Annotated in this window: 10 protein-coding genes; 7 read left to right on the top strand and 3 right to left on the bottom strand. The window is 56.4% G+C overall.

Annotated elements, in window-relative coordinates; genetic code table 11:
- Positions 1-32 precede the first annotated feature (32 nt).
- Entirely contained in the window at positions 33-1,628 is a 1,596-nt protein-coding gene (locus tag AC2TCY_RS20405; RefSeq protein ID WP_480850275.1) for an ABC transporter substrate-binding protein, read from the bottom strand.
- Between the two features lie 231 nt (positions 1,629-1,859).
- On the opposite strand from AC2TCY_RS20405, the gene AC2TCY_RS20400 reads away from it, so the two are divergent.
- The 7 genes from AC2TCY_RS20400 (at position 1,860) to AC2TCY_RS20370 (ending at position 10,984) form a co-directional block, all read left to right on the top strand.
- Entirely contained in the window at positions 1,860-2,522 is a 663-nt protein-coding gene (locus AC2TCY_RS20400) for a GntR family transcriptional regulator (RefSeq protein ID WP_480850273.1), read from the top strand.
- Between the two features lie 124 nt (positions 2,523-2,646).
- Positions 2,647-3,600 carry an ABC transporter permease gene (locus tag AC2TCY_RS20395; RefSeq protein ID WP_480850271.1) on the top strand — a complete coding sequence of 318 codons (954 nt, stop codon included), beginning with the start codon at positions 2,647-2,649 and terminating at the stop codon, positions 3,598-3,600.
- Positions 3,597-4,460 carry an ABC transporter permease gene (locus tag AC2TCY_RS20390; protein ID WP_480850269.1) on the top strand — a complete coding sequence of 288 codons (864 nt, stop codon included), beginning with the start codon at positions 3,597-3,599 and terminating at the stop codon, positions 4,458-4,460. Before AC2TCY_RS20395 ends, AC2TCY_RS20390 begins: the two co-directional genes overlap by 4 nt.
- A 1-nt stretch (position 4,461) precedes the next feature.
- A complete protein-coding gene (locus AC2TCY_RS20385; protein WP_480850267.1) occupies positions 4,462-6,141 on the top strand; it encodes an ABC transporter ATP-binding protein in 1,680 nt (559 codons plus the stop codon).
- A gap of 51 nt (positions 6,142-6,192) precedes the next feature.
- Positions 6,193-8,589: an FAD-dependent oxidoreductase gene (locus tag AC2TCY_RS20380; protein ID WP_480850266.1), complete on the top strand. Its 2,397-nt coding sequence runs from the start codon at positions 6,193-6,195 to the stop codon at positions 8,587-8,589.
- A complete protein-coding gene (locus AC2TCY_RS20375) occupies positions 8,558-9,352 on the top strand; it encodes an aspartate/glutamate racemase family protein (RefSeq protein ID WP_480850264.1) in 795 nt (264 codons plus the stop codon). The genes AC2TCY_RS20380 and AC2TCY_RS20375 overlap by 32 nt, the downstream gene beginning before the upstream one ends.
- 108 nt (positions 9,353-9,460) lie before the next feature.
- Positions 9,461-10,984, top strand: a complete 1,524-nt coding sequence (locus AC2TCY_RS20370; protein WP_480850262.1) for a trimethylamine methyltransferase family protein — start codon at positions 9,461-9,463, stop codon at positions 10,982-10,984.
- Between the two features lie 149 nt (positions 10,985-11,133).
- Here the strand turns inward: AC2TCY_RS20370 and AC2TCY_RS20365 are convergent, their stop codons facing one another.
- Together AC2TCY_RS20365 and AC2TCY_RS20360 are read right to left on the bottom strand one after the other, a co-directional pair.
- Positions 11,134-11,457 carry a 2Fe-2S iron-sulfur cluster-binding protein gene (locus AC2TCY_RS20365; RefSeq protein ID WP_480850260.1) on the bottom strand — a complete coding sequence of 108 codons (324 nt, stop codon included), beginning with the start codon at positions 11,455-11,457 and terminating at the stop codon, positions 11,134-11,136.
- A 12-nt stretch (positions 11,458-11,469) separates the two neighbouring features.
- Positions 11,470-12,582, bottom strand: coding sequence for an S-(hydroxymethyl)glutathione dehydrogenase/class III alcohol dehydrogenase (locus tag AC2TCY_RS20360; protein ID WP_480850348.1), 1,113 nt, complete (start codon positions 12,580-12,582; stop codon positions 11,470-11,472).
- Positions 12,583-12,590: the final 8 nt, after the last annotated feature.

Genomic DNA, 12,590 nt, shown 5'->3' with positions numbered 1-12,590 from the left:
TGCTGGCCGGTTATTTAGTGCTTGAGTCCGGGTCAGGTGTCGATCCAGGCGGTTCGGGCGCCCTGATAGAATCCGAGAGGTCCGGCGCCATGCGGGGAAATGCCCTGCACTTCATTGCGCGCCGCATCTACAAAGTTACGGAAACCAAGAGTGATATGACCCCCGTCATCCTGTAGCAGCTGTTGCATTTCACCGTACATTTCCTTGCGCAGATCGAAATCAAGCGTCGCACGCGCTTCCAGCAGAAGGGCCTGGAACCGGTCATTGTTCCAGAGCGTTTCATTCCAGCTGGAAGTATTCGAGAAGGCAATGGAGAAAATCAGATCCGGCACCGGGCGCGGGTCCCAGCCCGAGGTAATCATCGGTTTCTGAATCCAGACCGATGACCAGAAACTGTCGGCAGGTGGGTTGATGACATTGATGTTGACCCCGCCGGCCTTGGCACTTTGCTGGACGTGTTGTGCCGCCGCCAGGGAACCGGTTCCGGCAACATCCGAGCCATAAAAGTCGATCGGTGTGTTTTCCAGCCCAGCTTTCTTAATGTGGAATCTTGCCTTGTCGGGGTCATATACCCGCTGTGGGATTTCTGCATTGTAATAAGGATCGATTGGGGCGATCGGATGATCGTTGCCAACCATGCCGAACCCCTTGAGGATATTGTCGACAATGCCTTGGCGGTCGACTGCATATTTCATTGCCAGCCGGAAGTCCGGGTTGTTGGTCGGCTCACGATCCATCATCATCGCGGCATTGAGGAATGCCGCTGAGGGTGCGTTTACAACATATCCGATTCCCGAGTTGTCGATGACGCGGGTCGCCTTCTGATCCAGCTGCAGCAACATGTTGATGTCGCCCGCGATCAGGGCATTGATCCTGGCGGTATTGTCGGGGATGCCGATAAATTCGAGATCATCCACATAGGGGCCATCACCCCAATAGTTTTCGTTGCGGGTGAACACATACCGACTGCCCGGCGAGAACTCGACAACCTTAAATGGACCGGTTCCCGGTGGGGTGCCGGTAAAGTCTTCCATACCGCGCTTGACGATGTGAAGCCGCGTATCCGACAGGATCATCGGGAATTCGGCGTTCGAGCCGGACAACTCGAAACGAACTTGATGATCGCTCAGCTTTTCGACGTTGGTGATCTGGCTGATATAAGATTTTGCGGGGGCTTCACTGTCAGGGTGATTGATGCGGGCGATGGTGTGCATCACATCCTCTGCACCGAAAGGTGCGCCGTCATGGAAGGTGACACCTTCCCGCAAGTTGAACACCCAGGACGTGGCATCTTCGTTGGCCTCCCATGAGGTGGCCAACCAGGGCATTGCCTGCAGGTTGTCGTTGCGGTTTACGAGCGTATCGAAGACGGAGTAGCCCATCATGATATTCGCGGTGCCGTAAAACAGGGTTGGATCGAGGCTATCCTGCGCCTGAGCGGCTTCAACGCCGACGACCAACCGCCCTCCGGTTTTCGGCGTAGCGGCCTGAGCGCGCTGAGCTGTCAGGCCGGTGATGACACCCGACGACACCCCTGCGGCGGCCAAAGTTCCCATAAACCGACGCCGCGACAATTTCCCGGCGACATATTGCTGGAACATATAATCTTTGAACTTGCTGTCGGACATTTGAAGTCTCCGCTGTTGGGTAGTCCGCCACTGGACTGCCTGGAATTTTCAGACCTTTTGCAGGCTGGATTTTTGTTTATTTGGGGAAACTGTGATCACAGAATGATGTAAAAATCAAGCATCTTTGATCACAGATGGCAGCCATGGTATGGATTGCATAGGCGGTGTCGGGTTCGTAGCGCAGTAATTGCCGGGCCGGTGAACAGTGATAAAGCAGACATTGGAGACCAGATGGATACAGCGACACAACAGGACGCAGCACCTGCGGAAAACCTAAGCGCAAAAATATATACTGACCTGAAAATGAAGCTGATTGTAGGCCAGCTTCGTCCGGCTGAAACCTTGTCGATCAGGACGCTGGCCGAGGAATATGGCGTTTCCGCGATGCCTGTCCGCGAAGCGCTGCGCCAGTTGGCTTCAGAGGATACGCTGATAGGCGCTGCCAAGAAAGCCCACCGGGTACCAGACCTTGATCCAGCCGAAGCCGCGAACCTGTTTTTTATTCGCGCCATACTTGAGGGCGCAGCAGCAGAACTTGCCGTAGAGAACGTGCGCGACAAGGATATCAAAGTTCTGGAAAGGCTGGTGGTGGACATGGATGCCGCCTGGCAAAATCAGGACGCGGTGCAATTCTTGGTTGCCAATTTCAAGTTTCACAGCAGAATTTACAGCCTCACCGGTAACAGCGCCCTGCAATCGATGATCGAATCGCTTTATGCCCGCACCGGTCCCTGGCTGGCACATGGAATCACCGAGCTGGTTACCATCGACAACTGGATGGGTGACCACCCCGGGATCATACAGGCGTTGCGAGACCGCGACGCAACGCTGGCGCGGAAATTGGTAGAGAAGGATGCGCGTTGGGGCGTTGACCTATACCGCTCGCGTAGTTGAACTCCTCCGTTTGAATTTCAATTAAATGATGCAGCAAAAACTTATCTCTTGATTTTTACGTGATCTGTGATCACAGTTTCCCTTATCCCCGGCAAGCGACAAGCCAGCACAAGGGAGGGATCACATGAGTTTGATGGAGATTCTCTGGAAGAGAATAGCCCTTGGGATTGGCACATTACTTTTTGTTTCAGTGCTGGTTTTTCTGGGAACCGAGATACTGCCCGGTGATGTGGCCCATGCGATCTTGGGGCAGGGGGCAACACCAGAACTTCTGGATCAGGTGCGCGAGCGCCTCGGATTGAACGAGCCTCTATACGTGCGATATTGGGTTTGGTTGACGAATTTTGTTACTGGCGATTTTGGAACTTCGCTTGCAAATGGCGCGGACATCGGAACGGAGATCGCACGCCGCGCAGGCAATACAATCATTCTGGCCCTTTGTACTGCGGTGATTGCCGTACCCCTCGCAGTCGCTCTGGGTCTGGCTGCTGCAGTCAAGCCAGGTGGGCTGCTTGACCGGATCATAACCTCGACTTCACTGGCGCTGATTTCTTTCCCCGATTTCTTGGTCGCAGTTATTTTGGTGACCATATTTGCGATCAAGCTACGCTGGCTACCGGCCATCGCCTCAATCCGGCCCAGCTATGAGCTGGTGGATTGGATACGCATCCTGATCCTGCCGGTGATGGGCCTAACGTTCACCATCCTTGCGCATATGGTGCGGATGACCCGATCTGCTGTTCTGAACGTGTTGACCAGCCCGGCAATCGAAATGGCAATTCTCAAGGGTGTGCCTCGCCGCCGTCTGCTGCTGCGCCATGCCCTGCCCAATGCGTTGGGGCCGATCATCAACGTTGTAGTTCTGAATTTGGCTTATCTGATCAGCGGTGTGGTGGTGATTGAGACCCTTTTCAACTTTCCCGGCCTGGGTCGCTACATGGTTGAAGCAGTCACCAACCGGGATGTTCCGATCGTGCAGACCTGCGCGATGATATTCTGTTCTTGCTACGTGCTGCTGAACATGTCCGCCGACATCCTGTCCATCATGGCCAACCCGCGCGTGAGGTACAAGAAATGACCCCCGGCACCCGTACATGGCAAGGCGAACTACGCGAGGCTGTATCTGATCTCACCCCCGGCGTCGCGCTGTGCCTCCTGTTATTGATGTCCTTCTTCCTTATCGGTGCGTTTGCCCCCTGGATCGCTCCTTATGGCGAAGGCGAGATACTGACCAATGACAGCTTTCTACCGCCCAACAGCCAAATGTGGCTGGGCAGCGATTACCTTGGTCGGGATGTACTGTCGCGGCTGATCTTCGGTGTCCGTGTCACCCTGTTCCTGGCGTTGATTATCACGTTCCTTTCCTTCTTCGCAGGCGTATTTCTCGGCTTCCTTGCCGCTGCATTCGGTGGGCGCGCCGACAACTGGATGAGTCGGATCAACGATGCCCTGCTAAGTTTTCCAGCGCTAATGTTGGCACTGATCGTGATCAACTCGTTGGGGTCTTCCATTGTGGTGCTGGTCTTCACGATCGCCTTCATCGACATGACGCGGGTTTTCCGGGTTTCCCGTGCGCTTGCGGTCAATATCATGGTGATGGACTATGTTGAGGCTGCGGTCGTTCGCGGCGAAGGAAAGGGTTGGATCGTCTGGCACGAAGTGCTGCCGAACGCTCTGACACCACTGGCCGCTGAATTCGGAATCCGCTTTACCTATGCGATTTTGTTTATCTCGACGCTTTCCTTCCTTGGCCTCGGGGTACAGCCGCCGCAATCGGATCTTGGCGTAATGGTCAAAGAAAATATGCAGGCGATCCTTTGGGGTGAATACACCACTTTATACCCGGCCTTCGGCATTGCGCTGATTGCCATTTCCATGAACGTCTTTGTCGACTGGCTGCTGCAACGGTCAAGCGCCAAGCTTCCCGATGAGATCTGATATGCGCGACACCTCTCAATTTGAACCGGCCGGAGGGCCATTGCTGAAAGTCCGCGGGTTGGATGTATCGGTTCGTGACAAAAAGGGTCACGAGTTTAAAATCGTTGACGGCATTTCCTTTGATGTGCAGCCGGGTGAGGTAATCGCTCTGATCGGCGAGAGCGGTTCCGGTAAGACCACGATTTCGCTGGGCTGTATGGGTTACACGCGCCCTGGATGTCATATTACAGCAGGGTCGGTGAAATTGGGCGACACCGAAGTGTTGGAGCAATCGCTGCCCAAACTGCAGGAATTGCGCGGCAAGGAAATCACCTATGTAGCGCAGTCGGCAGCAGCTTCATTCAACGGAGCGATGACGATTGACGCCCAAGTGACCGAAATCCCGGTGATCACTGGCGCCATGAGCCGCGAAGATGCTCTTGCCAAGGCCATGCGCCTCTATGAGGATCTGGAGCTTCCTGACCCGGAGAATATTGGCAAACGTTATCCTCATCAGGTTTCGGGCGGCCAGCTTCAGCGGTTAATGGCGGCAATGGCCATGATCAGCGATCCGCGGCTTTTGATTCTGGATGAACCCACGACCGCGCTTGATGTGACCACCCAGATCGAGGTGCTGCATTCTTTCAAAAAGCTGATCCGCGACAACAACACAGCTGCGATTTACGTTACGCACGATCTGTCGCTGGTGGCGCAGGTTGCCGATCACATTCTGGTTCTGAAAGAAGGTCAGATGGTGGAATACGGCACCACCGATCAGATTATCTCGGACCCGCAGGACGACTATACCAAAGCGCTGATGGCCGCGGCCCATGTGATGCCCGAAGAAATCCACGCTCCGCCGGGTACGGCGGCAGAAGATGCTCCGTTGCTTGAGGTGCGGGACGTGACTGCCGGTTACGGTCCGACCCAAAACATCATTGCTTTGCGCGACATCAATCTAACGATCAATGCTGGCGAAACCGTTGGGGTCATAGGTGAATCCGGCTCTGGCAAAACCACGCTGGGCCGTCTGATTTCGGGTCTGATGGGGGCCAAGCAGGGTGGGGTCTATCTTGATGGCCAACAGTTAAAACCCTCGGTCGGTCAACGCTCTCGCGATGAATTGCGCCAGATTCAGTTTGCCTTTCAGATGGCCGATGTGGCGCTCAATCCCCGACAGCGACTGAACAAGATTTTGAGCCGTCCGATGATGTTCTATCGTGGCCTGTCGCAGCGCGAGGCTACCAAGGAAACCGCCCGCCTGCTGGAGCGCGTTGGCTTGCCGACAGACTTTGCCTGGCGGTACCCGCCCGAGTTATCGGGAGGTCAGCGGCAAAGGGTCAACCTGACACGGGCCCTGGCTGCTCAGCCGAGACTGATCATCTGCGATGAAATCACCTCTGCGCTTGATACGATTGTGGCGCAACAGATCCTCGACCTTCTGGAAGATCTGCAGGATGAACTCGGCCTGAGTTACATGTTCATCACACACGACATTGCCACGGTCTCGAAAATCTCCGAGCGTATCGCAGTCATGCGGCACGGGCGAATTGTGGCGCAAGGCCCAGTGGATCAGGTGCTGAAACCTCCGTGCCACGAATACACGCAACTGCTGCTCAACTCGGTGCCTGAGATGCGCACCGACTGGTTGGATGGCGCGGTTGTCGAGCGGCGCAAGTTGGTCGCTGCGCTGGACGGATAAAGGCAGGTGGGACAGCCCCACCAATTGAAACAGACACAGACAGGTGCAAACATGAATACGACAGCGCGGGTTGTTGTAATTGGGGGCGGTGTAGTCGGCTGCTCCATTCTTTACCACCTAGCCCGGAACGGCTGGAGCGATGTGATGCTGTTGGAGCGGCAGGAGTTAACGTCCGGTTCCAGCTGGCACGCGGCTGGGGGCTTGTTTACCGTCGTGCGGCCCAATGCAGCGGCCGAAATGCATCGCTATACCTTTCAGATCTACCGCGAACTGGAGCAGGAACGAGGTCAGCCCTGCGGATTCCATTTCACCGGTGGCTTGAACATCTGCCGCACTCAGGATGAGATTGACAGCAACGCTATGATGCAAAGCGCCTGCCGTAGACTTGGCATCGAAGGCCACTTCATCTCATTGCAGGAGGCCAAGGAAAAGGCGCCGGTTCTGGACACCTCCCACATGATGGGTGCCTTTTGGGAAGAGGAGGGCGGCCATGTTGATCCGGCCTCTGCCACCAATGCCTTTGCCGCAGCTGCCCGTCAGATGGGTGCATCGATCCACCGGCACACGCCGGTCATTGCGACCGACCAGCGGGCGGACGGTTCCTGGTATGTGGTGACAGACAAGGGAACGATTAACGCAGAGTATGTCGTCAACGCTGCTGGGCTCTGGGGTCGCGAAGTTGCCCGTTTGGCGGGGATTGAGCTGCCGCTGATGCCCGTGGAACACCACTATCTGGTGACCGAAAACATCCCGCTGATCGAAAGCCTCGGCTTTGAACTACCACAGATCAACGACAACGAAACCGGCTCTTATGCGCGGCAGGAAGGAATGGGGATGCTGCTGGGTGCTTATGAGAACAAGATGACTCACTGGGCCAAGAATGGCACACCACTGGATTTCGGCCATGAACTGTTACCGGACAACCTGGAATGCATGGAATGGAACTTTGAGAAATCGGTCGAGATCATGCCCTGTCTTGGCGAGGCTGGTGTAAAACGAGTGATCAACGGGCCGATGATTTTCTCGCCTGATCTGTCGCCATTGATAGGCCCGCATCCCGCTTTGCGCAATTACTTCTGCGCCAACGGGGTCATGGCAGGTTTCAATCAGGGCGGGGGAATAGGTCGCGTGATCGCGGAATGGATCATTGGCGGAGAACCCGAGATCGATATTTTCAACTGGGACGTCGCCCGGTTTGGGGATTTTGCGACCCAGAAATACACCGAGGAGATGACCCGGTATTTCTATGAAAACCGATCTGAAAAGATTTTTCCGTATCAGAGCTTCCCGGCAGCCCGCCCGCAGTCCAAATCCCCCGTGCATGACAGGCTGGCCGAGGCGGGCGCAGTGTTTGGCACAGGCTTTGGGCGCGAGCACGCCACCTGGTTTGCGCCTGAAGGGACGCCGCCTGAGGACTCTCTCACTTATCGCCAGCCCAACTGGTGGAAGCCGGTTGCGGAAGAGGGCAAGCGCCTGCGCGCGGGGGCGGGATTGTTCGAATTCTCGGACATGGCGAAATTCGAGGTTTCCGGCCCGGGTTCCGCGGACTGGCTTGATCGTATCATGGCGAACCGATTGCCCGAACCGGGGCGGCTCTGCCTGTCTCCCATGCTCTCGAACAAAGGCAGGGTGATCGGTGACTTCACCATCTCCAATCTGGGGGACCGTTATCTGATCATCGGCACCTATGCGATGCAGTTGGCTTACCTTCGCCATTTCCGCAAATTCCTGCCGGCAGAAGGTGTTACACTCAGGAACCTATCCGACAGGCTGTCCGGTCTGGCACTGGCTGGCCCCAAGGCGCAGTCCATGATGGCCGCGCTAACCGACCAGCCCATGGAAACAGCTTCGTTCCGATTTATGGACACCAAGCAAATCACCTTGGCAGGGGTGCCGGACGTCATTGCATTGCGCGTCTCCTACACTGGTGAAACAGGTTACGAGCTCTACATGCCGCCGGAACATCAGGTTCAGATCTTCGATGCACTGCGCAGCGGCGGAGCGAACCTCTGTGGCCTGCGCGCCCTGATGATGCTGCGGCTTGAGAAAAGCTATCCGGCCTGGGGACTCGAGATTACTTCGGACTACTTCGCCCATGAATGCGGAATGATGTACCATGTCAAACTGGACAAGGGGGACTTCATCGGCCGGGAGGCTGTGCAGAACTACGGCCCGCCACGCGAATGTCCAATCAGCCTGACGGTCGATGCAGGCAATCTGGCGATATGGGGCGACGAGGCAATCTTTCTTGACGGCCAGCCTGTAGGTTATGTTTCCTCAGGCGGTTGGGGGCCGGTCACAGGCCAGCACATCGCACTAGGCTATGTGCCGCCGGACGCGTATCGTGAAGACGGCAATTATGCAGTCGAAATATTCGGCGCGCTTCATCCCGCTCGGATCCAGAGAAAACCGCTTTATGATCCAGCGGGCAGTCGAATGCGACAGTAGGGGGTATGGCGGGATGATCGTTACCGGTGGGCATTCCTATCAGGGATATAGCGTCGGGATTTTGATGTTCGACAAAAAGCTGTATCCCATGCTTCCCGGCGATGTCGGAAACGCGACAAGCTATCCGTTTCCCGTTCTTCTGCGTCAGATTGAAGGGTTGGAGAACAATCCGTATCCACCTTTGACCGGGCCAGACGGGAGCTATACGCCCGAAGTGCAAAGCTGCATCGATGCTGCGGTTCAGATGGAAAAGGATGGCGTGCGTGCCATTGCCATGTGTTGCGGGTTCTTTTCGTTGGTTCAAGCGGCCGTGGCGAAACACGTGAGTATTCCGGTCATGACGTCACCATTGATGATGCTACCGGTCATCCAACAGATGATCCGACCGGACCAATCGGTGATTGTCGTGACGGCTGCCGCACGGTTGCTGGGGAAGGATTTTTTCAGAGCGGTCGGGGCAGATATGGCAGACCGGATAACTTTGGTTGGCCTGGACGATTCCAAGACCTTCAACGCCATGTGCATGGGCGGGACGCAGATCACCTGCGATACAGATGCGCTGCGTGACGATATTTTGAACGCCGTTGCGGAAGGTCAGGCGCGAGCCCCCAAGGTCGGGGCAGTGCTGTTGGAATGCACCAGTCTTCCGCCCTTTGCTCAGGATATCCGGCAGGCAACCTCATTGCCTGTCTTTGATTTCATAGCCTGTGTGGAATGGATGCATCGGGCTGTCGTGCCCAAATCTTACAGTGGATATATCTGAAAGGAGTCACGGAGATGATCATGCGGTTTGCGGTAGTCAGAGAAGAAACCTGGGCTGGTGCGACGGGGCGCTTAGCCGCCCTTTCGCACACTCAACAGGAGATTTTCTATGTCCCGCCGCCGCCGTTCTACCCGCCAGCCCCGTAGCTCGGGCTTCACGCAGCGCCCCTTTGGAGAGGTCCGCAACCCGCTTGCTCCATCCGAGCTGATTTCTGATGATCAGGTCGATACGATCCACCACGCCAGTCTCCAGGTTCTGCGCGACATTGGTATCAAAGTCGATAGCGCCGTCGCCTGCGATTTGCTGACCGTAGCGGGTGCAGATGTGGAGCGGGATACGGCCCGCGTCCGCTTTGACCCCGCTATGGTTGACGAGATGTTGATGGGTATCCCATCTGAATTCACCATACACGCCCGTAACCCGGATAAGACAGTGACGGTAGGTGGCAACTCCTTAACCTTCGCGACTGTCAGCGGCCCATCCTTTGTCTCTGACCTCGACAATGGCCGGCGTGCAGGCACGCTGAAGGATATGCGAAATTTCGTCAAACTTTCCGCCTCGCTCAACATATTCCATCATGAGGGAGGGGCGGGTTGCGAGCCACTGGAGCTTCCGCCGGAGACGCGGCACCTCGACATGATGCTTGCCCAGACCACCCTTTGTGACAAAGGGTGGCAACCTTGCTGGCTGAACTCGACGGACCGCGCGCGTGACTGTATCGAGATGGCCAAGATTGCCCTGCAGACCGATGATGAGGGCCTGCGCGCACGACCCGGTATCATTGGCGGAATAAACACCAACTCGCCGCTTCTGCTGGATGATAGCCAGGCCGAGGGGTTGATCGAGTTTGCACGGGCAGGCCAGCCGATCCACGTCACCCCGTTTACGCTGGCCGGAGCCATGAGCCCGGCCACTATCGGCGGCTCTCTGGTGCAGCAGAATGCCGAGGCGCTTGCCGGTATCATCCTGGGTCAGGCTGCCTGTCGTGGGGCGCCGGTTTTTTACGGACACTTCACTTCGAACGTAGACATGAAGACGGGTTCACCTGCCTTTGGAACCCCCGAATACGCGCAATCGGTGCTGGTTTCGGGACAGATGGCACGGCGTTATGGATTGCCGATCCGTTCTTCCAACACGACTGGCTCGGCCTGTGTGGATGCCCAAGCCACTTACGAGAGCAGCATGTCGATCAATGCCTGCATTCAGGGCCATATCAATGTCATGATGCACGCCGGAGGATGGCTGGAGGGCGGGCTGACCTGCTCGTTCGAGAAACTGATACTCGATGCGGAACTTCTGCAAATGCAGGCAGCCTTTCTCGACCCCATTGACCTGGACGACGATGCCCTTGGCATAGATGCCATCGCCGAAGTGGGGCCCGCCGGGCATTTCTTTGGTACCGCCCACACGCTGGCCCGCTACAAAGACGCATTTTACAGCCCGATACTCTCCGACTGGCGAAACTTTGAAACTTGGGGCGATGATGGTGCCAAAACGGCCACCCAGCGGGCCAACGAAATCTGGAAGCAACTGCTTAACAGCTATGAAAAGCCCCCCATTGATCCGGGTGTGGAGGAAGAACTGGAAGCCTATGTTATCAGACGTAAAGAAGAAATTGCCGCAAACGGGTAGCGCGGCACACTATCTGGCAGCGGCAATCCTGATTGTTAGGGTTTAGCGGATGCGTCGCCCGCAAAGGTCAATGCGCCGTGCCGCTGCCCATAAGACCCCGCGCGTGGCATTCGTCATCACCACTTTGGGAAGCTCTGAGACGTCAGCTGTCAGATCTGTTTTTCCGGCATCTGTACCACCAGCCCGTCCAAAGCGGCAGACACCTTGAGCTGGCAGGTCAGCCGAGACCGGCCCGGATCCGGTTCAAAGGCAAAATCAAGCATGTCCTCCTCCATGTCGTCCTTGGCAGGCAGTTTTTCCACCCAGTCGGGTGCCACATAGACATGGCAGGTCGAGCAGGCACAGGCACCGCCACAATCTGCTTCGATGCCGGGTATGTTGTTATCGCGGGCGCCTTCCATGACGGTCAGCCCATCCGCCACCTCTACAACATGCTCGTTTCCGCCATGCTCGACATAAGTAATTTTGACCATCTGTTTTTTCCCTCAGAATTCCACTACGGCACGGATGGACTTACCCTCGTGCATCAATTCAAAACCTTCGTTGATCTGATCCAGAGACAGCTTGTGCGTGATCATAGGGTCGATCTCGATCTTGCCGTCCATGTACCAATCCACGATCTTCGGCACGTCTGTTCGGCCCGATGCGCCGCCAAAGGCAGTGCCGCGCCACGATCGGCCGGTGACCAGCTGGAAAGGGCGGGTTGAGATTTCGGCGCCGGCAGGCGCCACGCCGATGATGATCGATTCACCCCAACCCTTGTGAGCGCATTCCAGTGCGGTGCGCATCACGTTCACATTGCCGGTGGCATCAAAAGTGTAGTCGGCACCGCCACCGGTCAGGTCCACCAGATGTGCGACCAAGTCGCCTTCAACATCGGCAGGGTCGACGAAATCAGTCATGCCGAAATGTTCGGCAATTTCCACTTTGCCCGGATTCAGATCGACGCCGACAATCTGGTCGGCACCAGCAAGTCGCAGACCCTGAATGACATTGAGGCCAATCCCGCCAAGGCCGAACACAACCGCGCGACTGCCAATTTCTACCTTGGCGGTATTTATCACGGCACCGATGCCCGTGGTGACGCCGCAGCCGATGTAGCAGACCTTGTCAAAGGGCGCATCGTCACGGATTTTTGCCAGCGCGATTTCCGGAACAACGGTATGATTGGCAAATGTCGAGCAGCCCATGTAGTGGTGGATCGGTGTGCCGTCCAGCATGCTGAAACGGGTGGAGCCGTCTGGCAGCAGACCTTGCCCCTGGGTCGAGCGAATAGCCTGGCACAGGTTTGTCTTGGGGTTGAGGCAATACTCGCACTCGCGGCATTCCGGTGTGTAAAGTGGAATCACGTGATCGCCGGGCTTCAGGCTGGTGACGCCTTCACCGACTTCTACCACAATACCCGCGCCCTCATGCCCCAAGATCGCCGGAAAGATCCCCTCGGGGTCATCGCCTGATCGCGTGAATTCATCCGTATGACAAAGACCGGTTGCCTTGATTTCTACCAGAACCTCGCCCGCCCTCGGGCCCTCCAGGTTCACATCCATGATTTCCAGTGGCTTACCAGGAGCCACCGCAACTGCTGCGCGGGTTTTGATCATTACGC

The organism is Ruegeria sp. HKCCD7181, from assembly GCF_057221055.1.
This window is presented reverse-complemented; position numbering and strand designations above follow the sequence as displayed.